This is a genomic window from Mycolicibacterium aromaticivorans JS19b1 = JCM 16368 (genome assembly GCF_000559085.1).
GTDB classification, from domain to species: Bacteria; Actinomycetota; Actinomycetes; order Mycobacteriales; family Mycobacteriaceae; genus Mycobacterium; species Mycobacterium aromaticivorans.
Genome location: NZ_JALN02000001.1, coordinates 2372104 through 2396499, shown reverse-complemented (window position 1 = coordinate 2396499; position 24396 = coordinate 2372104). Strand labels below are relative to the sequence as shown.

At 66.5% G+C, this 24396-nt stretch carries 28 protein-coding genes and 3 tRNA genes; 13 read left to right on the top strand and 18 right to left on the bottom strand.

From position 1 onward, the window contains the following. Positions 1 to 13 precede the first annotated feature (13 nt). Positions 14 to 1996: a DUF6541 family protein gene (locus Y900_RS11710; protein ID WP_036341979.1), complete on the bottom strand. Its 1983-nt coding sequence runs from the start codon at positions 1994 to 1996 to the stop codon at positions 14 to 16. Between the two features lie 109 nt (positions 1997 to 2105). Here Y900_RS11710 and Y900_RS11705 point away from each other — a divergent pair, with 109 nt between their 5' ends. After that, positions 2106 to 3302 (top strand): cysteine desulfurase-like protein, encoded by a 1197-nt coding sequence (locus tag Y900_RS11705; RefSeq protein ID WP_036341978.1) that lies wholly within the window; start codon positions 2106 to 2108, stop codon positions 3300 to 3302. Between the two features lie 8 nt (positions 3303 to 3310). Here Y900_RS11705 and Y900_RS11700 read toward each other — a convergent pair whose 3' ends face one another. Further along, positions 3311 to 4294, bottom strand: coding sequence for an NAD(P)H-quinone oxidoreductase (locus Y900_RS11700; RefSeq protein WP_036341977.1), 984 nt, complete (start codon positions 4292 to 4294; stop codon positions 3311 to 3313). Positions 4295 to 4358: 64 nt separating this feature from the next. Here Y900_RS11700 and Y900_RS11695 point away from each other — a divergent pair, with 64 nt between their 5' ends. The 3 genes from Y900_RS11695 to Y900_RS11685 all read left to right on the top strand — a co-directional run bounded on the left by Y900_RS11695 (position 4359) and on the right by Y900_RS11685 (position 5489). Next, complete coding sequence (locus Y900_RS11695) at positions 4359 to 4871, top strand: MarR family winged helix-turn-helix transcriptional regulator (protein WP_036341976.1); 513 nt, start codon at positions 4359 to 4361, stop codon at positions 4869 to 4871. Between the two features lie 17 nt (positions 4872 to 4888). Beyond that, positions 4889 to 4975: transfer RNA gene (locus Y900_RS11690), tRNA-Ser, on the top strand. A 271-nt stretch (positions 4976 to 5246) separates the two neighbouring features. After that, positions 5247 to 5489 (top strand): hypothetical protein, encoded by a 243-nt coding sequence (locus Y900_RS11685; protein ID WP_131536152.1) that lies wholly within the window; start codon positions 5247 to 5249, stop codon positions 5487 to 5489. Positions 5490 to 5492: 3 nt separating this feature from the next. On the opposite strand, the gene Y900_RS11680 is transcribed toward Y900_RS11685, so the two are convergent. From Y900_RS11680 to cysK, 4 genes are all read right to left on the bottom strand, one after another. Further along, positions 5493 to 6317 (bottom strand): crotonase/enoyl-CoA hydratase family protein, encoded by an 825-nt coding sequence (locus tag Y900_RS11680; protein ID WP_036341974.1) that lies wholly within the window; start codon positions 6315 to 6317, stop codon positions 5493 to 5495. 34 nt (positions 6318 to 6351) lie between these two features. Then, positions 6352 to 6555, bottom strand: a complete 204-nt coding sequence (locus tag Y900_RS11675) for a hypothetical protein (RefSeq protein ID WP_036341973.1) — start codon at positions 6553 to 6555, stop codon at positions 6352 to 6354. Between the two features lie 138 nt (positions 6556 to 6693). Beyond that, on the bottom strand, positions 6694 to 7278 hold the full coding sequence (epsC, locus tag Y900_RS11670; protein ID WP_036341972.1) for a serine O-acetyltransferase EpsC: 585 nt from the start codon (positions 7276 to 7278) through the stop codon (positions 6694 to 6696). 4 nt (positions 7279 to 7282) lie between these two features. Then, positions 7283 to 8218 (bottom strand): cysteine synthase A, encoded by a 936-nt coding sequence (cysK, locus tag Y900_RS11665; protein WP_036341971.1) that lies wholly within the window; start codon positions 8216 to 8218, stop codon positions 7283 to 7285. A 69-nt stretch (positions 8219 to 8287) separates the two neighbouring features. On the opposite strand from cysK, the gene Y900_RS11660 reads away from it, so the two are divergent. Further along, positions 8288 to 8875: a TIGR03086 family metal-binding protein gene (locus Y900_RS11660; RefSeq protein WP_036341970.1), complete on the top strand. Its 588-nt coding sequence runs from the start codon at positions 8288 to 8290 to the stop codon at positions 8873 to 8875. Here the strand turns inward: Y900_RS11660 and hisC are convergent. After that, the gene (gene hisC, locus Y900_RS11655; RefSeq protein ID WP_036341969.1) at positions 8865 to 9935 is read right to left on the bottom strand and encodes a histidinol-phosphate transaminase; all 1071 of its coding nucleotides are present in this window, start codon (positions 9933 to 9935) and stop codon (positions 8865 to 8867) included. The genes Y900_RS11660 and hisC overlap by 11 nt on opposite strands. An 84-nt stretch (positions 9936 to 10019) precedes the next feature. Between hisC and Y900_RS11650 the strand changes: the two genes are divergently transcribed. From Y900_RS11650 to Y900_RS11640, 3 genes are all read left to right on the top strand, one after another. Then, positions 10020 to 10108: transfer RNA gene (locus tag Y900_RS11650), tRNA-Ser, on the top strand. Positions 10109 to 10148: 40 nt separating this feature from the next. After that, positions 10149 to 10221: transfer RNA gene (locus Y900_RS11645), tRNA-Arg, on the top strand. A 179-nt stretch (positions 10222 to 10400) separates the two neighbouring features. Then, a complete protein-coding gene (locus Y900_RS11640) occupies positions 10401 to 11522 on the top strand; it encodes a GGDEF domain-containing protein (protein WP_036341968.1) in 1122 nt (373 codons plus the stop codon). A gap of 34 nt (positions 11523 to 11556) precedes the next feature. On the opposite strand, the gene Y900_RS33020 is transcribed toward Y900_RS11640, so the two are convergent. The 3 genes from Y900_RS33020 to Y900_RS11630 are packed head-to-tail and all read right to left on the bottom strand — an operon-like array spanning position 11557 to position 13411. Beyond that, the gene (locus Y900_RS33020; RefSeq protein WP_237752543.1) at positions 11557 to 11745 is read right to left on the bottom strand and encodes an aromatic-ring hydroxylase C-terminal domain-containing protein; all 189 of its coding nucleotides are present in this window, start codon (positions 11743 to 11745) and stop codon (positions 11557 to 11559) included. A gap of 29 nt (positions 11746 to 11774) precedes the next feature. Further along, a complete protein-coding gene (locus Y900_RS11635; RefSeq protein WP_237752542.1) occupies positions 11775 to 13007 on the bottom strand; it encodes an FAD-dependent oxidoreductase in 1233 nt (410 codons plus the stop codon). Then, positions 13004 to 13411, bottom strand: a complete 408-nt coding sequence (locus Y900_RS11630) for a hypothetical protein (RefSeq protein ID WP_036341967.1) — start codon at positions 13409 to 13411, stop codon at positions 13004 to 13006. Before Y900_RS11630 ends, Y900_RS11635 begins: the two co-directional genes overlap by 4 nt. 83 nt (positions 13412 to 13494) lie before the next feature. On the opposite strand from Y900_RS11630, the gene Y900_RS11625 reads away from it, so the two are divergent. Both Y900_RS11625 and Y900_RS11620 read left to right on the top strand, forming a co-directional pair. Further along, positions 13495 to 14052 (top strand): TetR/AcrR family transcriptional regulator, encoded by a 558-nt coding sequence (locus tag Y900_RS11625; RefSeq protein ID WP_036341966.1) that lies wholly within the window; start codon positions 13495 to 13497, stop codon positions 14050 to 14052. A gap of 68 nt (positions 14053 to 14120) precedes the next feature. After that, positions 14121 to 14318: a three-helix bundle dimerization domain-containing protein gene (locus tag Y900_RS11620; protein WP_051660011.1), complete on the top strand. Its 198-nt coding sequence runs from the start codon at positions 14121 to 14123 to the stop codon at positions 14316 to 14318. A gap of 10 nt (positions 14319 to 14328) precedes the next feature. On the opposite strand, the gene Y900_RS11615 is transcribed toward Y900_RS11620, so the two are convergent. The 8 genes from Y900_RS11615 to Y900_RS11580 all read right to left on the bottom strand — a co-directional run bounded on the left by Y900_RS11615 (position 14329) and on the right by Y900_RS11580 (position 20258). Next, entirely contained in the window at positions 14329 to 14628 is a 300-nt protein-coding gene (locus Y900_RS11615; RefSeq protein WP_036341964.1) for a hypothetical protein, read from the bottom strand. Between the two features lie 99 nt (positions 14629 to 14727). Next, positions 14728 to 14997 carry a hypothetical protein gene (locus Y900_RS11610; RefSeq protein WP_036341963.1) on the bottom strand — a complete coding sequence of 90 codons (270 nt, stop codon included), beginning with the start codon at positions 14995 to 14997 and terminating at the stop codon, positions 14728 to 14730. Positions 14998 to 15087: 90 nt separating this feature from the next. Continuing rightward, positions 15088 to 15849 carry an SDR family NAD(P)-dependent oxidoreductase gene (locus Y900_RS11605; RefSeq protein ID WP_036341962.1) on the bottom strand — a complete coding sequence of 254 codons (762 nt, stop codon included), beginning with the start codon at positions 15847 to 15849 and terminating at the stop codon, positions 15088 to 15090. Continuing rightward, entirely contained in the window at positions 15846 to 17024 is a 1179-nt protein-coding gene (locus tag Y900_RS11600) for an acyl-CoA dehydrogenase family protein (RefSeq protein ID WP_036341961.1), read from the bottom strand. Before Y900_RS11600 ends, Y900_RS11605 begins: the two co-directional genes overlap by 4 nt. After that, positions 17021 to 18019 carry a phosphotransferase family protein gene (locus Y900_RS11595; protein WP_109751208.1) on the bottom strand — a complete coding sequence of 333 codons (999 nt, stop codon included), beginning with the start codon at positions 18017 to 18019 and terminating at the stop codon, positions 17021 to 17023. Before Y900_RS11595 ends, Y900_RS11600 begins: the two co-directional genes overlap by 4 nt. Positions 18020 to 18059: 40 nt before the next feature. Continuing rightward, on the bottom strand, positions 18060 to 19376 hold the full coding sequence (locus Y900_RS11590) for a threonine/serine exporter family protein (protein WP_036341959.1): 1317 nt from the start codon (positions 19374 to 19376) through the stop codon (positions 18060 to 18062). Between the two features lie 38 nt (positions 19377 to 19414). After that, positions 19415 to 19789 (bottom strand): DUF1622 domain-containing protein, encoded by a 375-nt coding sequence (locus Y900_RS11585; protein WP_036341958.1) that lies wholly within the window; start codon positions 19787 to 19789, stop codon positions 19415 to 19417. Between the two features lie 7 nt (positions 19790 to 19796). Next, complete coding sequence (locus tag Y900_RS11580; RefSeq protein WP_051660010.1) at positions 19797 to 20258, bottom strand: hypothetical protein; 462 nt, start codon at positions 20256 to 20258, stop codon at positions 19797 to 19799. Between the two features lie 160 nt (positions 20259 to 20418). On the opposite strand from Y900_RS11580, the gene Y900_RS11575 reads away from it, so the two are divergent. From Y900_RS11575 to Y900_RS11565, 3 genes are read left to right on the top strand one after another with little or no spacing between them, the layout of a single operon-like run. After that, positions 20419 to 21123 carry a response regulator transcription factor gene (locus Y900_RS11575; protein ID WP_036341957.1) on the top strand — a complete coding sequence of 235 codons (705 nt, stop codon included), beginning with the start codon at positions 20419 to 20421 and terminating at the stop codon, positions 21121 to 21123. Beyond that, on the top strand, positions 21101 to 22603 hold the full coding sequence (locus Y900_RS11570) for a sensor histidine kinase (RefSeq protein ID WP_036341956.1): 1503 nt from the start codon (positions 21101 to 21103) through the stop codon (positions 22601 to 22603). The genes Y900_RS11575 and Y900_RS11570 overlap by 23 nt, the downstream gene beginning before the upstream one ends. Then, positions 22600 to 24396, top strand: coding sequence for an ArnT family glycosyltransferase (locus Y900_RS11565; RefSeq protein ID WP_036341955.1), 1797 nt, complete (start codon positions 22600 to 22602; stop codon positions 24394 to 24396). The genes Y900_RS11570 and Y900_RS11565 overlap by 4 nt, the downstream gene beginning before the upstream one ends.

Genomic DNA, 24396 nt, shown 5'->3' with positions numbered 1-24396 from the left:
TCGTCGCCCATTGTTACCGGGTGTCCTGCGGCGCAGATCCGCGCCATTCGTAGATGCGGGCCTCGCCGTTGTCGTAGATCTTCGCCCACGACTTGGACTTGTCTAGTGACACTAGTCCGTCGGGCATGACGAACCCGCGAACCACCGGAACGCTCGTCAACACGTAGCGGATGTTCAATGCCTTCACCGCCTCGGCGATCCGCGGATCGTGGTCGGCGTCGTCGGCGTAAGCCCAGAAGATGAAGCGGTGATAGCCCGGGCCCTGCTGCACCGGGTAGTCGTAGTGCGTCCACAGCGGGTGCAGGCCGGCCACCGCGTACATCCAGGCGGTGCCGTCGACGTTCGCGTCGCCGATCAGGGTGTCGCGGGCGCCGGGCAGGGTCGCCAGGTAGGCGAAAGCCTGCAGGTCCTTGTCGTCGATGATCACCCGGTCGTACTTCTCGCCCATCAGGTATCGGTGCCGCGGGAAGTAGTGCCAGGCCAGCCCGACACTGACGGCCATCAGCAACACCGCGGTGGCGCCGATCCAGAACCCGCGGTCGGGTTCCCGGGCGGCGGCCCACCGTCGGGTCAACCGGCGTGCGCCGGCCACCAGCAGCAAGGCCAGCGAATAGAGCGCGATACCGGCCATCGGCGTCAACAGCAGCGTCACCACGGCGGACAGCCGCCGGGGGTCGCTGTAGAACAGGTCGCTGTACTTACCGATGATCGTGCCGAGCGGGCCGCCGAACGGGGCGCCGGAATGCACGATCGACACGATCAGCACCAGCCAGACCGCCGCCGGCCACCAGATCCGCTTGGTCAGCAGCAGGACGAAGCCGGCGCCTGCCAGCGCGATGATGACGTTCTGGATCGGGTAGTCGTTGAGGTGCCGGGTGTGTTGGACGATCGCGTTGAACAGCGTGCGTTTGCGGCCCTGATGGGTCAGGAATGCGTGCCCGGCAATGACCTCGGCTTGCTGCAGCACGCCGAGAAACTGCGGTAGCAGCACCGCCAGAGTGGGCGCGGCGATGACCACCAGGGTGATGAAGTCGCGGGCCCGGCCAAGCGCGGGCCGCCACAACGCGTCCAGCAGCCACCACGCCACCACGAACGTGACCACCACGACCCCGCCGGTGATGTGCACCGAGAAGACGCCGACCAGCGCGATCACCGCCATCGGGATGCGATCACGGTTGCGTAGGGACGACGTGGTCAGCACGAACGCGGGTATCGCGATGCCGTAGGCCGCCATGTTCGGCATCGAAGCGGTGTCGAACTCGACGTAGGGCACCGAGGTGAACGACGCGGACAGCGCGGCCGCGGTGGCTGCCGCACCGGCGGTGCGCCACTGTGAGGTGCCGCGGGAGCGCAGCAGCTGCCAGGTCAACAGGGCGGCGCTGAGCGGGAACAACCAGACGGCCGCGGCCAGCGAGCTCAGCGTGTACGCGGTGGTCGGTGCGGCGCCGGTCAGCTGGGCCAGGACTGCTCCCAGCGCGTGGAAGACCGAGGGGTAGTAGAGCTGCGCGTGGGTCTCGACGTTGCGGAGCTCGCCCATGTGGGTCGACGATGCCTGACCGGTGTCGAGGATCCAGCGGATGGTGTTGGCGTGCCAGACCGAGTCCCAGTTGCTCGGGATCGACTGCCAGTAGGGCATACCCCGCCAGGCGGCGATGCCGATCAACACAGCGCCGAGGATCACCCCGGCGGCCACCGTCAGCGTGGGCCACAGTGACACCTCGTCGCCGGCCGGGTCGGCGGCGCGGTACCGGGCGAGCGGAATCCGCAAACCGAACACGGCGGCCGTCACAATGGCCAGTGCCAGCAGCGCCGTCCAGGCATTCCAGCCGATGCCGATCGCGCCGAACGGGATGGTGGCCAGGCCCACGACGCCGTACGTCAGCACCGGCCCCACACCGAGTGCGACGTACCAGCGCAGCCGCCCGGCCAGCGCCACCACCGCACCCGGCAGGATCAGCAACAAGACCGCGATCAGGACTCCGAACCCGAAGCTCACTGGACTAGTATGGCTGGCCAGGTGAACCTGCCCTTATCGCCCACCGGCGAGGACCGCAGGCGCCATCGCTGTCTCAATAGCGCAATCACCGACGCTCTAAGGTGGGCTCATGGCATACGACGTCGCCCGGGTGCGTGGTCTGCATCCAGCATTGGGCGACGGGTGGATGCGCTTCGACGCCCAGGCCGGGATGCTGATCCCCGAATCGGTGGCGACCACGGTCTCGACGGCGTTCCGTGGTTCGGTCCCCAACACGGCCAGCCCGCATCCAGCGGCCAGACGGAGCGTCGCTGTTCTGGACGCCGCCCGCCAGGCGGTGGCCGACCTGGTCAACGGTGACCCGAGCGGGGTGGTGCTCGGCGCCGACCGCTCGATCCTGCTCACCTCGCTGGCCGATGCATCGTCCTCCCGTGCCGGGATCGGCTATGAGGTGGTCGTCAGCCGGCTCGACGATGAGGCGAACATCGCGCCGTGGCTACGCGCGGCCAACCGGTATGGAGCCAAGGTCAAGTGGGCCGAAGTCGACATCGAGACCGGTGAGCTGCCGCCGTGGCAGTGGGAGAGCTTGATCACGCCGCCCACCCGATTGGTGGCCATGACGTCGGCGTCGTCGACCCTGGGCACGATCACCGACGTGAGTGCCGTCACCAAACTCGTGCATGACGTGAGCGGGTTGGTGGTCGTGGACCATTCGGCCGCGGCGCCGTATCAGTTGATGGACCTCGATGAGACCGAAGCCGACGTCGTCGCGCTCAACGCGCCGGCGTGGGGCGGACCGCCGATCGGGGCGCTGGTATTCCGCAACCCGTCGCTCATCGACAGCTTCGGGTCGGTCTCGATGAACCCGTACGCCAGCGGTCCGGAACGACTCGAACTCGGCGGCCACCAGTACGGCTTGCTGGCCGGAGTGGTGGCGAGCATCGAGTATCTGGCCGGGCTGGATGAGTCGGCGCGCGGCGGCCGCCGCGAAAGGCTTGCTCTCTCAATGCAATCCGCCGGCTCGTACCTCAGCGGACTCTTCGACTACTTGATGGGCTCGCTGCGGTCGCTACCCCTGGTGATGGTGATCGGGCGGCCGGAGGCGCACATCCCGGTCGTCAGCTTCGCGGTCACGGGCGTGCCTGCCGAGCGGGTGGTCCAGCGGCTGGCGGACAACGGGATTCTGGCTGTGTGCAACGCCAATTCCCGGGTGCTCGACCTGATCGGCGTCAACGACATCGGCGGTGCGGTCACTGTCGGGTTGGCGCACTACTCGACGATGGCCGAAGTCGACCAGCTGGTGCGGGCGCTCGCGTCGCTCGGCTGAATCCGTCCTCACTCGCTGACGGTCAGCAACACTTTCCCGAACGTCTCTCCGGCGGCCAGCACGCGGTGCGCTTCGGCGGCCTCCGCGATGGGAAACCTCGCACCGATGATGGGGCGAACCCTGCCGTCGGCGATCATCGGCCAGACCGAGGCCACCACCGCCTCGACGATGGCCTTCTTCCCGTGCGGTCCTTCGACGGGCCGGCCGCGCAACGAGGTACCGATCACGTGCAGCCGCTTGGCGACCGCCTTGGCGATGTTGAATTCCGCTTTGATGCCGCCCTGCATTCCGATGATGGTCATCCGGCCGTCAGGTGCCAACGCGTCGAGGTTGCGATCGAGGTATGCCGCGCCCATGATGTCGAGGATAACGTCGGCCCCGCGCCCATCGGTTGCATTATTGACGCATGCGACGAAATCCTCGTCGCGGTAAGGGATTAGGACGTCGGCCCCCAGTTCGCGGCACAGATCGAGCTTCGAGCGCGAGCCCGCCGTCACCGCCACCCGACTGCCCAGCGCGGTGGCGACCTGGATGGCGTGGGTGCCGATCCCGCTTGCGCCGCCGTGGATGAGCAGCAGTTCGCCCTCGGTCAGGTGCGCGGTCATGGCGATGTTGGACCACACCGTGCACGCGACCTCGGGAAGCGCGGCCGCGTCGGGCAGCGAAATCCCGACGGGAACGGGCATCACCTGGCCGGCCGGCACCGCGACGTACTCGGCGTAACCGCCTCCGGCCAGTAGTGCGCAAACATCTTGTCCGACAGTCCATCCCGTCACACCTTCGCCCACGTTCGCGACGACGCCGGACACCTCGAGACCGAGGATGTTGCTGGCACCCGGAGGTGGCGGATAGTTCCCTGCAGCTTGCAGGAGGTCGGCACGGTTCACCCCCGCGGCGTTCACCCGGATCAGGACTTCGCCCTTTGCGGGCAACACATCAGGCACTTCGCGCCAGGTCAGACGGTCGGACGATTCAGCGACGATGGCCAACATGGGCGTCAGGTTACTCCCGAGTCATTTCGGCCTCGTACGGCGCTGTGTCGCTTACGATTGCGCAATGGGAGGGATGATTGCGGGGCGGACCGCTAGTGAGATGCCGGGGTTGGATATAGCCGAGCAGAGGTCTTGGCAGAACTTCCTCGACGCTGCACTGCGTCTGTACGGGACATTGAATCGGGGGCTCGTCGACAAGCACAAGTTGAGCTTGGTCGACGTACGTCTGTTGGAAATTCTGGACAACTCGGAGACCGGCGCGGCTCGGATGGGTGATCTGGCCGAGCAGCTGATGTCGTTGCCGAGTCGGGTGACCCGCCAGATTCGCCGGCTGGAGACCGCGGGACTCGTGCGCCGTGAGGCGAGCCCCGACGACGGTCGCGGAGTGCTGGCGAGCATCACCGACCTCGGCCGTGAGGTCGTCGAAGACGCGATGCTGACGTATGCCAAGGGGGTCCGGGAGAACTTCCTGACTCCGTTGTCTCGTCCGCAGATGGCGGCGATGGGGGAGAACTGCCGCCGGATCAGTGCCGCGTTGAAGGATGGCGGCAGCTCCACGAGGGTCGGCCGCGTCTAACCGCTAGTCTTGTCGGCGGTGGCGTGGCAGAGCGGCCTAATGCACTCGCCTTGAAAGCGAGAGACGGCTAACACCGTCCGGGGGTTCAAATCCCTCCGCCACCGCTGCGCGGGCGGAGGTCGGCGCTCATCTGACTCCTGGCATTTCGCCCTTGATCACCTGTGTGGGGGGATCAGGACTTCTGTGGATCAGCTTGAGACGCGTGCATTCCACGGGTCGACGGGCATACAAATGATGTAAGGCGCCCAAAAGGTAGCCGGATCCTGCTTGTGTAGCGGCCCGGCTTGATGGCGTCGGTCCGAAACATCGTGAAAGGTGCCGGTCAATATGTCCTCCCCTCGAAAGCTTCGGAAAAGCTTGGCTCTGGATAAGAGGTTGCTGGGAACTGTCGTCGGCGGTGGAGCCATCGCGGTCCTCGGCCTGTTCGGGCTCACCCACCCCGCGCCCATGTCGCTGACCCACACGGCAGACTCCGGCGACGAGACGAAGTTCCCCCCTTACTCCTCGCCTGCCGTTGGCGCCATGAACATGGGTGCGACCACGACGATGCAGCCCACCGACGAGCCGACGGCCCTGGAGGTCACCAAAGCGGTACCGGCCATCAAAGCCGGGAAGTAACCGCTATTCGCCGGTGAACTCCGGCTTTCGCTTGGCGAACATCGCCGCGATGCCCTCATTGAGGTCCCTGGACGGCAAGAACGCCGAATTCCAGGCTGCGACGTAGCGCAGACTGGCCGCCACGTCGGCGGTGCGTTGCTCATCGAGGACGTCCTTGATGCCGTGCACCACCAGCGGCGAGTTCGCCGCGATTTCGGCGGCGGTCTCGTGGGCCGCGGCCAGCGTGGCCTCGGGGTCCGGGTAGACGTCGTTGACCAGACCGATCTTCTCGGCGCGTGCGGCGTCAATGTCCTTGCCTGTCAACGCCAACTCGCGAAGATGCCCGTCGGACAGGATGTAGGGCAACCGGGCCAGGCTGCCCACGTCGGCGACGATGGACAGCTTGACCTCGCGCACAGAGAACTTGGCGTCGGCGCTGGCGTAGCGGAGGTCCACCGCACTGATGAGGTCGACGCCGCCGCCGATGCACCAGCCGTGGATGGCGGCGATCGTCGGGGTGCGGCAGTCGGCCACCGCGGTGATCGACTGCTGCATGCGCTTGAGCTTGCCGTGGAACTCGACACGAGGCCGGGCCGACACCTCTCCGGACATCGCGCCGCCGATGGTGTCGCCCATCGCGACCAGGTCCAGGCCGTAGCTGAAATTACGGCCGGAGCCGGTCAGCACGATCGCCCGCACGTCGGGATCTGCGTCGAGCTCGCCGAAGGCCACCGGCATCTCTGTCCAGAACGCCGGGCCCATCGCGTTGCCTTTGCCCGGGCCGATCAGCGTGACCTGGGCAACGTGGTCATTGACCTCGACGGTGAGGGATTCATACTGCTGGCTCATGTTCTGAAGGCTACGACGCCTGCCGCCGCGCGCGTCACCCCAGGGTCACCAGCGGTCGCGGCGGCCGCCCGAGGCGGGTTCCGGGGACATCCGGCGAAGCGACCGTACCGAGGTACCACTCAGTTGCATTGCGGCAAGTCGACGGGTCGGTCTGGGCCTTCTCGACGGCCTTGCCGGCGTCGAGCGCCGGCACGGTCGCCGCCTGGCCGATCAGCTGAAGTCCGAGAAGGTCGCGCACAGGTCGATGGGGAAGTGGCCGATCGCCGTCATGATCGCGAAGGAGGTGAAAGCCGTTGTGCCACTGCCCTGGCCGATCAGGCCGTATATCCCGAGATGGGCATGATCCGACGTGTCGACTCAGGGGATCCGATGCCGCTCAGATGTACATCGCGGGGTCGACGTAGAACGTCGGATCCACCAGCTGTTGGCGCTGCCGTTCGTTGCGCGGCCGCACCACGGCGGGAATGCCGGTGGCGATGGAGTCCGCTGGCACGTCGTGGGTGACCACGGCGTTCGCGCCGACGGCACTGTCGTCACCAATAACCAACGGGCCCAATATTTTTGCTCCCGCACCTACGACAACTCGGTCCCCGAGGGTGGGGTGACGTTTGCCGTGCTCCAGGGAGCGGCCGCCGAGCGTCACGCCGTGATAGAGCATCACGTCGTTGCCGATCTCGGCGGTCTCGCCGATCACGACACCCATTCCGTGGTCGATGAAGAACCGGCGGCCGATGGTGGCACCGGGATGGATTTCGATACCGGTGGCGAACCGGGTCAGCTGCGACAGCACCCTGGCCGGACCACGCAGTGCAGGCCTGGCCCACAGCCGGTGTGCCAGCCGATAAGACCAGACGGCGTGCAGGCCGGAGTAGACCAACGCGTTTTCGACATCGCCGCGCGCGGCCGGATCGTGGCTGCGCGCGTTGCTCAGGTCCTCACGCAGTGTGGACAGCAGGCCCATGAAGTCAGTCCCTGATGTGCTCGAAAAGTGGTGTGGAGATATAGCGCTCGCCGTAGTCGCACACGATGGCCACGATGAGCTTGCCGGCATTCTCCGGACGCTTGGCGATTTCCAGGGCGGCCCACACGATCGCACCGGACGAGATGCCGCCCAGAATGCCTTCCGCGGTTCCCAGGTCCCGGGCCACCCTGATGGCGTCGTCGAGCTCGACGTCGACGATCTCGTCGTAGGAGCCGCGATCGAGCACGTCGGGAACGAAGTTGGCTCCCATGCCCTGGATCTTGTGCGGTCCTGCCTTGCCCTCGGTCAGCAGCGGCGAGTCCTTGGGTTCGACTCCGACGATCTGGACGCCGGGCTTGCGCGCCTTGAGGACGTGTCCCACCCCGGTGACGGTCCCGCCGGTGCCGATGCCTGCGACGAAGATGTCGACCTTGCCGTCGGTGTCGTTCCAGACTTCTTCCGCGGTGGTCTTCTCGTGGATGGCCGGGTTGGCCGGGTTCCCGAACTGGTTCGCCGAGACGGCGTTGTCGGTTTCGGCGATGATCTGGCGGGACTTCTCCACCGCACCGGCCATGCCTTCGGAGCCGGGGGTGAGCACGATCTCGGCGCCGTAGGCGCGCAGCATCACCCGGCGTTCGGTCGACATCGTCTCCGGCATGGTGAGGATCACCTTGTAGCCGCGGGCCGCCCCGACCATCGCCAGCGCGATGCCGGTGTTGCCGCTGGTGGCCTCGACGATCGTGCCGCCGGGCTTCAGCTCGCCGGAGGCCTCCGCCGCGTCGATGATCGCCACTCCGATACGGTCCTTGACGCTGTTGGCCGGGTTGTAGAACTCGAGCTTGACCGCGACGTCGGCGTCCAGGCCCTCGGTCAAGCGGTTGAGTCGGACCAGCGGCGTGTGGCCGACCAGCTCGGTGACGTTGTCATAGATCTTGCCCATGCTGCGCGTCCCTTCTCGTGGCACCCCACCGAACACTATTCTGTCGGTCGCTGGTCATACGGTTGGGGCATGGCTGACGAACTGACCTCAGGACCGGAAGCTCCACCGACCGACGAACTGGCCAGCGCTGAAGCGTCGCTCCAGGTTCTCCAACAAGTGATGCACGGTATTGCTTCCGATGATGTGAATAAGCAGACGCCGTGCCGCGAGTTCGACGTGGCCGGGCTCACCGATCACCTGCTGAATTCGATCACCCTGTTGGGGGGTGCGGCCGGCGCGCAGTTCCCGGATCGCAACCCCGGCGACTCCATCGAGCGCCAGGTGATCGCCGCGGCCCGGCCCGCGCTCGACGCCTGGCGGCGCCGCGGGCTCGACGGCACCGTTCCGTTCGGTGAGAGCGAGGCGCCCGCGCGGTTCATGGCCGGCATCCTCTCCGTTGAATTCCTCATCCACGCGTGGGATTACGCATCGGCGATCGGTCGCCCGATCCACGCCCCGGATTCGTTGACCGAGTACGTGTCGGGCCTGGCGCACCGGATCATCACCCCGGAGGGCCGTGTCCGGGCCGGTTTCGACGACCCCGTCGAGGTCGCCCAGCACGCCTCTGCACTGGACCGGCTGGTTGCCTTCACCGGCCGCGCGCCCGTCAGCGGGTAGCGATCCACTTGCGCGCGAAAGCCAAGAACGCGTCGTTCTCTGCGGGTGCGCCGATCGTCACCCGGACGCCGTCGGTGCCGTAGGGGCGCACCAGAACGCGACTGTCGGCGGCCTGCTCGACGAAGTCGGGCGTCTCCTGCGGCGTCAGCGGCAGCCACACGAAGTTCGCCTGCGACGGCGGGAAGCTGTAGCCGAGCTCGGTGAGCGCGGCGCAGACTCGGCGGCGTTCGGCGACCACAGCGTCGGTCCTGGCGAGCAATTCGTCAGCGGCATTCACCGACGCGATCGCTGCAGCCTGCGAGACGGTGGTCGCGGTGAAGGGCACGTAGACCTTGCCCAGCGCAGTGATGATGTCGGGATCGCCGACGGCGTAACCGATCCGCAGCCCGGCCAGCCCGTACGCTTTCGAAAAAGTACGCAGCACAACGACATTGGGATGGTTTCGGACCAGCCCGAGGCTGTCGGGCAGCATCCCGTCGCGGATGTATTCGACGTAGGCCTCGTCGATGACGATGAGAATGTCCGGCGGCACGGCGGCGACGAACCCGGCGAGCGCGTCGGGGTCCACGACGGTGGAGGTCGGGTTGTTCGGGTTGCAGACGAAGATCAGGCGGGTGCGGTCGGTGATCGCGGCGAGCATGGCGTCGAGGTCGAACGTGTAATCGCGCAGCGGTACCTGGACCGCGGTGGCGCCGGCCACGCGAACCTGCAGGGGGTAGATCTCGAAGCTGCGCCAGCCGAAGACCACTTCGTCACCGACCGAGGAGGTGATCTGGATGAGCTGCTGGCACAGGCTCACCGACCCGCAGCCGACGGCGATGTTCTCAGGTGCGAACGGGCCTTCCTTGCTCAAATGCTTGGCCAGGTGCTCCTTGAGCTCCACATAGCCGTTGTCGGGGTAGCGGTTGATGGTCTCGGCGGATGCGGCGATCGCCGAGCGAACGCTGGGCAGCGGCCCGTGCACCGTCTCGTTGCTGGCCAGCTTGATGGCACCCGGAACCGTCCTACCCGGGGTGTAGGCCGGTAGGTCGGCCAGTTCGGGGCGCAGGCGGGCGGTCATTTGTCCAAGTCTAAGTGGGCTGTGTACTCTCATCCATCGGCGGTTCGGGGCATCAGTCAGGCTCCGGTACGCTCAGGTAATTCAGGAGGCGTGCCAGAGCGGCCGAATGGGACTCACTGCTAATGAGTTGTCCCCCTTAAAGGGGACCGGAGGTTCAAATCCTCTCGCCTCCGCCGCGGCTGATTCGTCAGCCACGACAACTGAAGACAGACGGCGCCCGTAGCTCAACGGATAGAGCATCTGACTACGGATCAGAAGGTTAGGGGTTCGAATCCCTTCGGGCGCACTTTTCATGTGCGGGGTCGGCGGCCCAACATTCCGTCCAGCAACTGCGTACGCCCGCCCGACGTCCGAGCGGTTGTGGCAAATTTGTCACAGTTGGCTCCCCTGGCTAACCCGCAGCGGTTATTGTCGGTTCAAATAACTTGACGCCGTCTGACTTGACAGCTGGACAGGGGCTCGTCTTTGCAGGCAACCTTTGACGACTTTGCCGGGTTCGGAAACCACCTTCGGGAGTGGTGGAACGAACCGGTCGATTATGCCGCGCAGGTGCAGTACTTCACCAAACGCGCGAAGTCCGGTCCGATCCAAGTGCTCATCGGTATCGGCACGGGGACCAACGGACTGCTGTCCCTGTTCGTCCTGTTTCCCTCAGCCCGCACCCCAGCATCGCAGATTGTCGTGGCCATGTTCGCTGTGCTGCAGCTTTTTTGGGGTTGGAATTGGTGTTATCGGCCATGGCCGTCTCGGCGGGTATCGCTCGCTTTCGTCATTTCCGCAGACATCGGGATAGCCGCTGTGGCCGTGCTGGATGCAAGTTGGTTGCTCGGCTTGTTCGCCTTCAATGCCTTCGCGATGATCTCGGTATATCTGATGTTCTTCGACGGCCCGAAATACCTTGCAGCCCACGTGCTATGGCTGCTCCTGGCGACCACGGCCTTCGCCCTGCACGTAAGTGATGCCACCCATCTGGATATCGCTGCCTTCACCGTCAAGACCATCGCCGCCGTGGCGCCCGTGGCCTGGACCCCGTTGGGGATCCAGCTCGCGATCTGGTCGCTGCGCAACGACGCGAACGAATCGATCACCGATCCCCTGACCGGTCTACTCAACCGGCGGGGTCTGCAACTTCACCTCGCAGATCTGTTCCGGGACGTCGTCGCCGCGGCCACCGACGTGGCGGTGATCGTCGTGGACCTGGACCGCTTCAAGTCGATCAATGACACTTTCGGGCATATCGCCGGCGACGAGGTTCTGATCCTCTGCGCTCGCCGGATCGTGTCAGCGGTGGGCGGCACCGCGCTGGTGGCCCGGATCGGCGGCGAGGAGTTCGTCGTCGTCGACCTGGTCGAGTCCGGGCTGGCAAGCGTGGGGGCCGACGATATCCGGAACGCAATCGCTGCTCCGGCCGAGTACCCGATCACAGCGAGTGTCGGGGTCACCAGTGTTGCCGCGGACATCTTCGCTTCTGCCGGAGATGATCCGGTTGCAGTTCTCGACTCGCTCGTGCAGTGGGCGGACCTCGCAATGTTCGACGCCAAGCGCAACGGGGGCAACACCACTGTCCACCTACCCCCGGCCAGCTGATCACCGCAACCGAAACGCAAAGGCCCGGAGGGTTTTAGGGCGCTGCTGTGGCCTGCGGCGGTGCGCAAGCTTTCAGAACCGTCCGCCATCCCGTGTCGGCGGAAGAACCGGTCCACGCGATGTAGCCGTCCGGCCGCACCAATACTGCCGGACCGTCGTCGGTCCGCTCGGCTTGCAGCACCCCGGCCACGTCGACGGGAGGCACCCCGCGTTCGCGGATCAACGCGAACCACGGTGTGCGCTGCAGTTCGGTCAGCCGGCCCCCGACCAGCGGTATCTGTGTTGCGGGGTGCCCACCGGCCCTCGGCGGCCATACCGGAGCCCGGTACCCGCGAAGCTGCCCGCCATGGCGTCGCGCAGCGCCGGCACTCGAAGAACTCTGGGCGCCAGCAGGTTCCGTATCGCACGCGCCACCCGCGGATACAGCGTCACCGCACGCGTCATCACGCCGGACTGCAACACCACCCGGCGTCCGATCGGATGGCGCTCGTCCTGATAGCTGTCCAACAGTCTGTCGTCGGCTCCACCCAGCACGGCGGCCAGCTTCCATGCGAGGTTGGCCGCATCCTGGATGCCGGTGTTCATTCCCTGGCCGCCCACGGGGGAGTGCACGTGCGCGGCGTCGCCGGCCAGGAATACCCGGCCGTGCCGATACTGGGCGACTTGCCTTTCGTCGCAATGGAATCGGGACTTCCAGCTGATCTCGCGAACCCCCACATCTGCCGCGAACGCCCGGTTCAGGACCGCGATCACCTCGGCGTCGTCCACCGGCTCGGTGTCGGGCACCTGATGGTCGCGGTCCCACAACATCGCGCGATACCACGCGCCGTCGGCGTCACCGCGTCCATACGGTGCCAGGAATCCGAACACCTGCCTGGTGTTGCCCAGCTTCAGCCCGTCATCCGGCCCGTGCGCCAGTTTCACATCGGCCAGCACAACCGACGACAACAGCGTCTTCCCGGGGAACTCCGCGCCGACCAGCCGGCGCACTGTGCTGTGCGCGCCGTCTGCCCCGATCACGTACTTGGCGCGAAACCGCGTCGGTGGTTCGGCCCCCTCCTGCGCCCGCCCGGTGACGGTCACGCCGGTCTCGTCCTGCACCAGATCGAGCACCTCGATACCGCGCCGGATGTCCGCGCCCTGCGCTTCGGCATAGGCCGCGAGTGCGGCATCCACGTTGGTCTGCGGAGTGATGAGAACAAAGCGGTAGGGCGAGTCCAGATGAGTCAGATCAAGGTGGGCGTCACCGAAGATCCTGATCCGCTGCGCGTGCTGTCCCTGAGCCAGCACGTCCTCGGCCAGGCCGCGTGCATCGAGCACTTCGAGCGTGCGGGCCATCACCGCGAACGCGCGGCTCGACGGATTGACCGTCGGCCAGCGCTCCAACACGGTCACCGAGCGGCCGGCCCGGGCCAGATCCGCGGCCGCGGTCAAGCCGGCGGGCCCGGCTCCCACGACGAGTACGTCGACGTCATGGTCGGTCATTGCACAGCTCCTTCCGGATCGGGGTACCAGCGGCGGATGTCGTCGGGGGTGGCCGTCGCCGCCTGATTGAAGACGAACCGGCAGCCGGGCTGGGTCACGTGTGCTGCGTTGACGATGGACTCGAAGAGCAGGGTGTTACCGGCGACCAGGCGGACGCCCGCGCCGATCAGCACCGCGTCATAGCGCTTGGCTTCCAGCCACTGGTGGGCCTTCTGGACCCCGGCCGCACCGAAGCCGATCAGGCAGTTGTCGAGCCGGTAGCCGGCGGCGCGCAGCGCGGCGACGTTCTCGTCGTTGGCGGCGCGAAGCCGGTCCTTCGACAGCCCGCTGAACTGCGTGAAGTCGGGAGATGAGTAGTCGATCACGTCGGGATCAAGACCGATCTGAATGGCGGTGACGGTCATGTCGGCGCCTCCTCAACAGTTGTTGAACTCGACGCTAGGTCGGCAGCTTGGCGATGTCAACAGTTGTTGAATAGACTGCCGAGATGACCGTGAAGGCGCGCGACGGTGAAGTGACTCGATCGCGGATTCTGGCCGAAGCCCGCTCCCAGTTCGGCGAACGCGGATTCGAGCGGACCACCATTCGGTCCATCGCGTCGGCCGCGGGAGTCGATCCGGCGCTGGTCATGCATTACTTCGGGACCAAGGCCCAGCTCTTCGCCGCCGCGTCGCGACTCGCGATCACCTTCCCCGACCTCACCGGTTGCGCGCCCGAGCGCGTCGTCGACCTGGTGCTTCCGCTTTTCGTCGACGTGTGGGGACCGCACGGCCCGTTTCTGCCGCTGCTGCGCTCGGCGGCCACCAACCGGGTGGCCGCCGACGCGCTGCTCGGGGTTTTCGTGGACCAGGTGAGTCCCGCGCTGGCAGCCGTGGTGCCGGATCGGCCGGCGGAGCGGGCGGCGTTGGTCGGCTCGCAGATGCTGGGTCTGGCGGTCGGGCGCTACGTCCTCGGGCTACCGCCCCTCGTGGCAATGGACGACGCGCTTCTCGCAGAGTGGCTGCGGCCGGTAGTGGCGCACTACCTCGGTGACCCGGCACCGTGATCGACGTCAAATTGACGGCGACGATCCGATGGCTCAGAGTTAATAAAGTGGGAAACGTAAGTGAAGTTATGTTGATCGAGCAGGTCGTCGACCGCCTGGCGGCCACCTATTCGGACGTCCCCCGTGACGATGTAGCCCAAACGGTTGCCAGCGCCCACGATCACTTCCACGACAGCACGATCCGGGAGTTCGTTCCACTTCTCGTCGAGCGTCGCGCACGAAAAGAACTCTCCCGCAACAACTCGATGCTGGTCTGGTCGTCGTAACCGGCGTGGGCTAGACGGCCCCGGCGTTCTGCCCCTCGTCGGTGTACTCGGGGCCGCTCGGCTGCGCTGCATTGCCCGTGCCGCCGGCGTCCTGGCCTTCCTTCCAATACAAGTCGTCGGTCGGTAGCGGCGCGGGCCCGGTGCTACCGGGGTTCTCGTTGTCGTCCCAGTAGTACGGCTCGGTCGGATCCGGCCACAGCAGGCCGCTGCCCGCGTCGTCGGCCGAGGCCGTCGCGGCCGCCGAGAGCATGATCGCGGCCGACGTGACGGCCACAAGGCCCGCCGACACCAGTCTTTCGTGCACCGTCACGGAAGACCTCCTCTTCGATAGGCGTCAATAATCGCCGATTTCGTCAGGAGGTGTCGCGTATACGACGCAAATTCTGCGGGTGTCCAGCCCGCACCGGGATCAGGAGTGCGAGCAGGCGTCCTGCAGTTCGGCTGGCGGGGGTAACTCCGCAGCCTCGACCGGTTCGGAACGCAACCGCTGCACAACGTAGCGGAAGGCCGCCAACTGCAAGGCGCCGACAACGACGACGGGCCACAGCACGCCGGCTACCACGGACCAGAAACCCCGAGAAACTTCGCTCGGCGGGTCAGATGACTGAAAGCGCGGACTGACCAGCCAGGTGGCGGCAGCAATGATCACCGCCGACATCACGTACAGGTTCGTCCACATGATTGGAGGGTGCCAGACTGTTCTTAGTAGCGGATGTCGCAATCGTGTGAGAGCCCTGAGAGGGCACTAATCGACGCGTGATCGTTATCACTACGTGATGGTCAAGCCGCCGTCGACGATAATTGTCTGTCCGGTCACGTATCCGCCGGCCTGCGACGCGAGCCATACTGCGGTAGCGGCCAATTCGACGGGATCACCCATCCTGCCCAACATCACCCGTGGTAGCTGTGTCTCCAGGTAGCCGGGCTGGTATTCGTCGGTCATCTCGCTCTGGAAAAAGCCAGGGGCCAAGGCGTTGACACGAATACCCTTGCGCGGCCCCCATTGTTGGGCCAGATCCCGGGTCAGGCCGATCACGGCTGCCTTCGACGCGCTGTACGCGGCCTGCGGCAGACCGCCGGTGGTGATGCCAAGAATGCTGGAAATATTGATGATTGAGCTTCCGGGTTGCATGACCCGGCCGCACGCCTGTGCCATCCAGTACGACCCGTTGAGGTTGACGTCGACGACCTTGCGGAACTGTTCGGGCGTCTCGCGGGTGGCCGGCACCGCGGTGCCCACTCCGGCGTTGTTGACCAACACGTCCACTCGACCGAACACCTTCATCGCCGACTCGACGAGTTGGTCGCACTGATCGGGGTCGACGACATCGGTTTTGCGGGTGTACACCTTGCGGCCGGCTTCTTCGACGAGGGCCGCGGTGCCCGCCATTTGTTCGACTCGTCGAGCCCCGAGCACCAGGTGAGCGCCGGCCTCGGCGAAGGCCTGCGCGAACGACACGCCCAAACCGGACGACGCGCCCGTGACGATGACGACCTTGTCGTCGAGCCGGAACGAATCAAGGATGCTCATGACGGGTTCCTCAGCACCTGGCGGGCGATCGCGTACTTGTGGACCTCTGTCGGGCCGTCATAGAGCCGGAACGCTCGCATGTCGGAAAAGATTGCACCGACCGGGGTTTCGTCGGAGATGCCCATACCGCCAAGGATCTGTACGCAGCGGTCGGCCACCTTGAACAGCTCCTCGGACACGTAGGCCTTGACCATCGAGCTTTCGTGGCGGCCCTTGGCGCCGCCGTCCAGCGTCCAGCAGGCCCACCAGATCGCCAGCCGGCATTGCTGCAGGGCGATCTCGTTGTCGGCGAGCATGAAGCTGACACCTTGGTGTTCGCCGAGCGGCTTGCCGAAACCTGTTCGGGTGCGGGCATGGTCGATCGCGATCGACTGTGCCCGCGATGCCGCGCCGAGCCAACGCATACAGTGCGTCAAACGCGCTGGCGCCAGTCGCAATTGGGCGTAGCGCAGCGCTTGGCCCACCTCGCCCAGGACCGTGGCGGCGGGCAGTCGTAAGTCGTCGAACCGCACAACGCCGTGTCCCTCGACGTAATTGCGGTCCATCGTGTCCATCACGCGCTCGAGCTCGATACCCGGGGTCTGGCCGTCGCACAGGAATAGTGTCGGGCCGTCGGGACCGTGCGCATTCGGTGCCACTCGCGCCATGATGATCCACGTCCGCGCTTTGTTGGCTCCGGTGATCAGCCACTTGCGTCCGTTGATCACGTAGTCGGTGCCGTCGAAAACGGCTGCGGTGGCAAGCTGATTCGGGTCGGATCCGGCGCCTCCTGGTTCGGTCATCGCGAACACCGAGCGCTGGCGGCCGTCGATCACCGGAACCAGGAACTTGTCGGCCTGCTCCTCGGTGGCGATCTTGGACAACAGGTACATGTTGCCCTCGTCGGGTGCCGCACAGTTCAGCGCGACCGGACCCAGCGTCGACCAGCCGGCCGCCTCGAACAGCACGGCCTGCTCGCGATGCGACGGTTCACGCCCGCCGAAGCGGTGCGGAGCCTGGAATGTCAGCAGGCCCGCGTCGCGGGCCAGCCCGACGAGCTCGGTGCGCAGGTCCTCGTTTGGTCCGTGCCGGGTGACGCGTGGATCTCGTTCGTAGGGAACGATTTTCTCGACGACGAACGCGCGGATCTCATCTCGCAGCGCGGCCAGATCGTCGGGAATCTCGAAATCGATCATCGTTGTCCCTCCATGAGTGCCAGAGCGCGCTCGAACAAGCGCACTGTCGCGATGTGTAGATGGTCGCCAACTTCCTTGGGCGCCAGCCCCGCAGCGGCACGGGCATTGGATCCCTCGAGGATGATGCCGAGCTTGAAACAGGCCAGTACCGTGTACCAGTCGATGTTGGACAGGTCGCGGGTGGTGTTCTGCGCGTACCGTTCGATCAGTTCGTCGGGGGTGGCCAGGCCGCCGGCGCCCATGAGGGCGTTGCCCAGCACGGAATCACGGCCGGGCGCATACCAGGTGGCCAGCATCCAGGCCAGGTCCAGCAGCGGGTCGCCGATGGTGCACATCTCCCAGTCGACGATGGCCACCACCTCGGGGCCGGTAGGCGAGAACATCACATTGGCCGCGTGGTAGTCGCCGTGCATGATGCCCGGCTGCCAGTCGCTCGGCTGCTTCTGCTGCAGCCAGGTGGCGACGGCATCGACGTCGCCGATGTCGGGTCCCGGATAGTTGTCGAACCCGCTGTAGGACTCGAGCTCGGAAAGCCAGCGCGGCACTTGACGTTCCAGGAACCCCTCCGGCTTGCCGAAGTCGGCCAGACCCACCGCGACGTGGTCGACGGCGCCGAGCTTGGCGGCCGCCTCCGCCATCGACAGTCCCATCCCGTGCCGGATGCCGGCGTCACCGGCGTGCAGCGGCGGCAACATCGAGCCGGCGTTGAACCCGTCGACGGGCTCCATCAGATAGAACACGGCGTCGCCGAGCACGGCGGTGTCGTCGCACACCGCGATCAGACGCGGGTGGGGGACATCGGTACCGGCCAACGCGTGCAGCACCCGGGTCTCGCGCAGGATCACCTTGTTGCTCACCGGGCGCAGGTGACGGGGTCCCCGGCGGAACACGTACTCACGACCCGAGCGGGTGAAACGGAGCATGACGTTCTGGGTGCCGCCGGTGATTTCGGAGACGTTTTCGAGCGGGCCGTCACCCAGGCCCTGCTCCGACATCCATGCGCTGACTGCGCTCAGCTCATCCACCCAGGTGAACCTACCGTACGGTTGGTTGAGCCAATCCCTTCGGCCAAGGCAACCGGCTGTCGATGGTGCGGAACACGCTCCAGCCGATCACCGTGCCCAGCGCTATCGACAGGATCGCCGCTCCGGTCACACCGAGGCTCGCCACGCCGATGTTGCCGCCGGTGGCGGCCTGACTCACCGACTCGAAGCTCAACGCGCCGGGAACCAGCGCCCAGAATGCCGCGAGCATCATCACGATTGCCGGGGGTGAGGTCTTGATTCGCGATGCGAGCATCGCGAACGGGACCGTCAGGAAGGCGCCGATGAAGCCGGAATAGGCTGCCGCCACGAACTTTCCGGCGATCGCCTGACCGACCAGCGCGACTGCGATCGCGGCCATCAACCAGATCAGCGAGCCCTTCGGCGCGGACAGATAGACGTACAACCCGACCCCCACCACGATGATCGCCACATACAGCGCCCACGGACCCATCTGCGTCGACGGTGTCTGCGGGAGCACCTCGCCGGCGACATGCACACCCAACGCGACGCCGAACACCAGCAGCGCCAGCTGGGCGATTCCGTAGACCAGTCGACTGGTCCCGCCGATCAGCTGGTTACTGGCCAACTCCATCGCGCCGATCGTCAGCGACATTCCGGGCAACATCGCCACCAGGGCCGGCGCGATCACCCGCAGCAGACCGTCATTCGCGGTATCGGCCACGAACCACGTCGCCAGCATCGTCACGATCATCGCGGCCAGCGTGGGCAGAACCGGGTTGAGCGACGGGAACGGGCGCCCGAGTAGGGCGATCGCGCCGACCACCAGTCCAAGAAATACATAACCCGGCAGCGAGGCCCAGGTGGGATTGATGACCATGCCGAAACCGACTGTGGTGACGGCATATCCGAGGGTCGTGGCGATCGGGCCGAATCGGGGACGCAGGGTGCGCGCCTGCTTCGTCGACTCGACCGCGTCGGCGGGTGTGATCGCACCGACGGCCGCCAGACTGGCGATGTCGTCGATGCGGCCGGCCATGTTCAGCTGGACCGAGTAGGTCGTGGAGGTGTCCACTTCGTAGGCGACGGTCCCCACTTGGATCATCAGCACGGTGGGGAGCACGACGATGTGTACCGGCGCGGTGGTGTACTGCGCTGCGATTTCCAGTAGGCGGGCATACACCAGCTGAGTCGGCTGCTCTACTTCGAGTAGCGCGATGCCGATCTCCCGCAGCATCGCCGCCACCTCGACCTGGTCGTGTGAGTCCGGTGGACCGAGCGGCTCCGGGGGAACCTTGCGGATCGCGTCGAATATTCGCCGGCGCCGGGCCCGTCGCTTGTCGTCCATACCCGCATGATTACCCGCGTCATCGCGACCTCGTGACGTCACGTCGTGGCCGACTGGCCGGCGGGTTCAGGCGCGGCCGGCTGTCGGTTCTTCTGCCACGGCCAGTAGCCGGTGATCTCCAACTCCAGCGAAAAACTCAGGAACGTCCTGATCAGCACGATGCCGGCCAGCACCGCCACACTGCGTGCGTCCGGAGTCACCGCGACGGTCCGGATGATGTCCGCGGCGACCAGAAGCTCCAGACCCAGCAGGATCGATCGACCAAGCTGCTGGCGGAACGCTTTGTAGGCATCCCCGGTCCGCAGCCGGCGAAGCACACCGGTGGCCGAGAGCAACGCGCCGATCGCGATCACCGCGACTCCCGTCGCGTCGATCGCCTTGCCCACCGTCTCGATGACCTCGAAAAAGTTCACCGCCAAATTATCTGGCGGGCATCACCATCGTCGCTGTAGCCGCGCCGTCCAGTTCGGTCGCGCGAACCGACACCTGCGTTCCCGTCTGCAGCGGTTGCGGCGGCTTACGGGTGTCGGTGTTGAGAACGTAAGTCTGGTTGAAGCCGTCCTGGCTGCGGACGGTTACCGAGGTGTCGGACGCTGCGGTGACGGCACCGGTCTGAGTCAGTTCCGTGCTGAATCCGCCTTTGCCATCCGAGACGACGCTCTCGCCGTGCAGCGATCGCTGGGATCCGCCGGGACCGCCGGGACCCCAACCGGGCGGACCGCCCCCGTGCCCGCCTGCGCTGCCCGCGGCGGCGTAGACCACCACGCCGCCGACCACGGCAAGTGCGGCGGCGATCCCGATGGCAGCCGCTGTCGTGCGGTTCGACCAGGTCTTGGGGTGCTCGGCGGGTGCACCCCACATGGGCTGCTGTTCGACGCTCATGACCCCACCGTGGGCAGCGAAGCTGTGCGTCTGCTGTGCGCACCTTCAGCGCGTTCTGTGGATCATTGTTCACAGCGGAGGCATAGGAACGCCATAGGAACCACTCATCGCCGCTCCCATACTGGAGGACATGACCTCTTCAGCGGCGGAACGTGTTGTGATGCGCCGAGCCGACGGAAACCCGATCACGGTGCTGGTGGTGGACGACGAGACCGTACTGGCCGAGATGGTGTCGATGGCGCTGCGCTACGAGGGCTGGACCATCGCCACCGCCGCCGACGGCGCGTCGGCGATCACCGCGGCCCGCAGCGCGCGGCCGGACGCGGTGGTGCTCGACATCATGCTGCCCGACATGAGCGGCCTGGACGTGCTGCGCAAGCTGCGCGAGCAGAACCCCCAGCTGCCGGTGCTGCTGCTGACCGCGAAAGACGCGTTGGAAGATCGCATCGCCGGGCTGACCGCGGGCGGCGACGACTACGTCACCAAGCCGTTCTCCATCGAAGAGGTGGTGCTGCGGCTGCGGGCCCTGCTGCGCCGTACCGGTGTGACCACCGAGGACAGCGGCGCGCAGATCGTCGTCGGCGATCTGGTGCTCGACGAGGACAGCCACGAGGTGACCCGAGCCGGTGAACCGGTCTCGCTGACGTCCACCGAGTTCGAACTGCTTCGCTTCCTCATGCGCAACCCCAAGCGGGTGTTGTCGAAAGCCCAGATCCTGGACCGGGTTTGGAGCTACGACTTCGGCGGTCGGTCCAACATCGTCGAGCTGTACATCTCATACCTGCGCAAGAAGATCGACAGCGGCCGCGACCCGATGATCCACACGTTGCGCGGCGCGGGCTATGTTCTCAAACCTGCGAGCTAACACCCGGTCGCTCAGTGCACGGCTGCTGATCGGTCAGCTGTGTCTGCTGCTGGTCGTCTGCCTCGGTATCGGCGCGGTGACGATCCTTGCGTTGCACCAGTATCTGATCGGTGAGGTCGACAATCAGCTCCGCGAGACGGCCCACCGTTCGGCCATCATCTATGGCGAACCACTACCCCCACCGCTGCCGCCGGCATTGCGCGAGAACCGCCCACCCTGGCCGCGGCCGGGGCCGGGCCCGCAATTCCTGGACGCTCCCGGACAGCCGGTCGGCATGGTTGCGGCCGTGATCACCGACGGCACCGCCAGCGACGCCGGACTGCTCGGGCCGGGCGGCGTGCGCGCGCAGGTACCTTCAGGCGCGACAGCCGAACTCACCCAGAACGCCGGGCAGCGGCGCCCGATCACGCGCAACCTCGACGGCCTCGGCGACTATCGGGTGATGTCGGTTCGCAGCAGGCTGACCGGTGAGACGCTGGTGATCGGGCTGAGCCTGGGCAATCTCAACGCCACGCTGTTGCGGGTCGCACTGACTTTCGCGGTGGTGACCGCCGCGGCGCTGGCGGTGGCCACGACCGTCGGCATCGTGATCAACCGTCGTGCGCTGGCCCCGCTCACCCGGGTCGTGGCCACCGCGGGCGAAGTGGCGAACCTGCCGTTGGACCGTGGCGAGGTGCAACTGCCCGTGCGGGTCTCGGACACCGACGCGAATCCCTACACCGAGGTGGGCCGGCTGGGGCTGGCGCTGAATCGGATGCTGGACCACATCTCGACCGCGCTGTCGACGCGGCAGGCCAGCGAGAGCCGGGTGCGCCAGTTCGTCGCCGACGCCAGCCACGAGCTACGCACCCCCCTGGCCGCCATCCGTGGCTATACCGAACTGGCACAACGTAAACGGGATCAGGTACCCGACGACGTGGCGCACGCGATGGGCCGGGTGGAGTCCGAGGCCGAACGTATGACCCATCTGGTGGAGGATCTGCTGCTGCTGGCCCGTTTGGATTCCGGCCGCCCGTTGGAACGCGAGCCGGTCGACCTGTCCCGGCTGTCGGCCGATGTCGCCAGCGATGCGCACATCGCCGGACCCGACCACGACTGGGATCTCGACGTGCCGTCGGATCCGCTGTATGTCATCGGCGACGACGCCCGACTGCACCAGGTGGTGGCCAACCTGCTGGCCAATGCCCGCACTCACACGCCCCCCGGGACCACGGTCACGTTGTCGCTGCACGCGGAGCCCGACGCCGCGGTGCTGCGGGTGGTCGACGACGGGCCGGGCATCCCGGCGGAGTTGCAGTCCGAGGTGTTCGAGCGGTTCGCGCGTGGCGACACCTCGCGATCCCGCAAGGGTGGGTCCACCGGCCTTGGCCTGGCGATCGCGTCGGCCGTCGTACGGGCTCACGGCGGCGTCATCGAGTTGGCGAGCGTGCCGGGCCTGACCGAATTCACGGTGCGGTTGCCCCGATCGGCTCAATCATGATCCGTAGCAAGCACTATGGCGCTCTCGCGGTGCTACTGGCCGTCACCGCCGTGCTCTACATGTGGAACCTGGGCGCCAGCGGCTGGGCGAATCCGTTCTACTCGGCGGCTGCGCAGGCCGGCGCGCAGAACTGGACGGCCTGGCTGTTCGGGTCCAGCGACGCGGGCAACGCGATCACCGTCGACAAGACCCCCGCCGCACTGTGGGTGACCGGCCTGTCGGCGCGCGTGTTCGGGGTCAACCCCTGGAGCATCCTGGTGCCGCAGGCGGTGTTCGGCGTGATCGCCGTCGCGGTGCTGTACGCCGCCGTTCGCCGAATCAGCGGACCATGGGCCGGACTCTTCGCAGGCGCGGTGTTGGCCCTCACGCCGGCCGCGGCGCTGATGTTCCGGTTCAACAATCCCGATGCGCTGCTGGTCCTTTCGTTGGTGGTGGCCGCCTATACGACGCTGCGCGCGCTGGACGACGACGCCGCCTGGTGGTGGATGCCGCTGGCGGGTGTGGCGGTCGGCGTCGGGTTCCTGGCCAAGATGATGCAGGCCTTTTTGGTGTTGCCTGCGCTCGGCGCGGTCTTCCTGTTCGCCGCCGCTGCGCCGCTGCGGGCGCGGCTCGTGCGCTTGACGGCCGCGGTGGTCGCCCTGCTGGTGTCCGCTGGCTGGTATCTACTGCTGGTCGCCGTCTGGCCTGCGACGATGCGGCCGTATATCGGTGGTTCGCAGCACAATTCGATCCTCGAGCTGGCGCTGGGCTACAACGGCCTTGGACGCATCACCGGTGAGGAAACCGGCGGCCTCGGCAACATGAACTCCGATGTCGGTTGGGCGCGGCTGTTCGGCGCCGAAATGGGCACCCACATCGCCTGGCTACTGCCCGCCGCGGCGATCGCGATCGTCGCCGGGCTGGTGATTCTCCGTCGCGCACCCCGCACCGACATCACCCGGGCTGCGCTGCTGTTATGGAGTGGCTGGCTGGTGGTCACCGCGGTGGTGTTCAGCTTCGCCAACGGCATCCTGCACCCGTACTACACCGTGGCGCTGGCTCCGGCGATCGCCGGTGGTCTGGCGATCGGCACGGCACTGCTGTGGCGGCATCGCACCGATATTCGCGCCGCCACCACCCTGTCCGGAATGGTTGTCATCACCGGTGTGCTGGCTTACCTTCTGCTGCAGCGTGATTCGCAGTGGTTGTCGTGGCTCCGCGTCGTCGTCGTGGTCGCCGCCATCGGCTGTGCCCTGCTGTTGCTGGTTGTGGTTCGCCTGCCGCGCCGGGTCGGCGTGGCAGTGGGAATGGTAGCCGTGGTCGCCGCACTTGCCGGGCCGGTCGCGTTCTCGCTGGCCACCGCCGCCGCGCCGCACAGCGGTGCGATCCCGTCCGTGGGACCGTCGAGCGGGCGGGGCGGACCGCCCGGAGGAATGTTCGACGCGCCTCGACCGGGCGCGGCACTGGCGGAGTCGTTGCGCCAGGATGCCGACCAGTTCACCTGGGCGGCCGCGGTGGTCGGCTCGAGCAACGCCGCCGGATACCAGCTCGCGACCGGCTTGCCGGTGATGGCCGTCGGCGGCTTCAACGGCACCGATCCCGCTCCCACCCTCGAGCAGTTCCAGGCATACGTAGCCCAGCGGCGCATCCACTGGTTCATCCGCGCTGACATGCCCGGATTCATGTTCGGCAATCGGTCGGGCAGTGATGCCGCTCAGCAGATTCAGCGTTGGGTGAGCGCGAATTTCACGTCCCGCGAGGTCGACGGCATCACCGTCTACGACCTGTCGTCGGGATTCACAGCCGCCGCATAG

Excerpts from the sequence above, each read along its gene's own strand:
- Y900_RS11705 (WP_036341978.1), top strand. The coding sequence starts at position 2,106 with ATGGCATACGACGTCGCCCGGGTGCGTGGTCTGCATCCAGCATTGGGC.
- Y900_RS11700 (WP_036341977.1), bottom strand. The coding sequence starts at position 4,294 with ATGTTGGCCATCGTCGCTGAATCGTCCGACCGTCTGACCTGGCGCGAA.
- Y900_RS11695 (WP_036341976.1), top strand. The coding sequence starts at position 4,359 with ATGGGAGGGATGATTGCGGGGCGGACCGCTAGTGAGATGCCGGGGTTG.
- Y900_RS11680 (WP_036341974.1), bottom strand. The coding sequence starts at position 6,317 with ATGAGCCAGCAGTATGAATCCCTCACCGTCGAGGTCAATGACCACGTT.
- epsC (WP_036341972.1), bottom strand. The coding sequence starts at position 7,278 with ATGGGCCTGCTGTCCACACTGCGTGAGGACCTGAGCAACGCGCGCAGC.
- cysK (WP_036341971.1), bottom strand. The coding sequence starts at position 8,218 with ATGGGCAAGATCTATGACAACGTCACCGAGCTGGTCGGCCACACGCCG.
- Y900_RS11660 (WP_036341970.1), top strand. The coding sequence starts at position 8,288 with ATGGCTGACGAACTGACCTCAGGACCGGAAGCTCCACCGACCGACGAA.
- hisC (WP_036341969.1), bottom strand. The coding sequence starts at position 9,935 with ATGACCGCCCGCCTGCGCCCCGAACTGGCCGACCTACCGGCCTACACC.
- Y900_RS11635 (WP_237752542.1), bottom strand. The coding sequence starts at position 13,007 with ATGACCGACCATGACGTCGACGTACTCGTCGTGGGAGCCGGGCCCGCC.
- Y900_RS11630 (WP_036341967.1), bottom strand. The coding sequence starts at position 13,411 with ATGACCGTCACCGCCATTCAGATCGGTCTTGATCCCGACGTGATCGAC.
- Y900_RS11625 (WP_036341966.1), top strand. The coding sequence starts at position 13,495 with ATGACCGTGAAGGCGCGCGACGGTGAAGTGACTCGATCGCGGATTCTG.
- Y900_RS11620 (WP_051660011.1), top strand. The coding sequence starts at position 14,121 with ATGTTGATCGAGCAGGTCGTCGACCGCCTGGCGGCCACCTATTCGGAC.
- Y900_RS11610 (WP_036341963.1), bottom strand. The coding sequence starts at position 14,997 with ATGTGGACGAACCTGTACGTGATGTCGGCGGTGATCATTGCTGCCGCC.
- Y900_RS11605 (WP_036341962.1), bottom strand. The coding sequence starts at position 15,849 with ATGAGCATCCTTGATTCGTTCCGGCTCGACGACAAGGTCGTCATCGTC.
- Y900_RS11600 (WP_036341961.1), bottom strand. The coding sequence starts at position 17,024 with ATGATCGATTTCGAGATTCCCGACGATCTGGCCGCGCTGCGAGATGAG.
- Y900_RS11595 (WP_109751208.1), bottom strand. The coding sequence starts at position 18,019 with ATGTCGGAGCAGGGCCTGGGTGACGGCCCGCTCGAAAACGTCTCCGAA.
- Y900_RS11590 (WP_036341959.1), bottom strand. The coding sequence starts at position 19,376 with ATGGACGACAAGCGACGGGCCCGGCGCCGGCGAATATTCGACGCGATC.
- Y900_RS11580 (WP_051660010.1), bottom strand. The coding sequence starts at position 20,258 with ATGAGCGTCGAACAGCAGCCCATGTGGGGTGCACCCGCCGAGCACCCC.
- Y900_RS11575 (WP_036341957.1), top strand. The coding sequence starts at position 20,419 with ATGCGCCGAGCCGACGGAAACCCGATCACGGTGCTGGTGGTGGACGAC.
- Y900_RS11570 (WP_036341956.1), top strand. The coding sequence starts at position 21,101 with ATGTTCTCAAACCTGCGAGCTAACACCCGGTCGCTCAGTGCACGGCTG.
- Y900_RS11565 (WP_036341955.1), top strand. The coding sequence starts at position 22,600 with ATGATCCGTAGCAAGCACTATGGCGCTCTCGCGGTGCTACTGGCCGTC.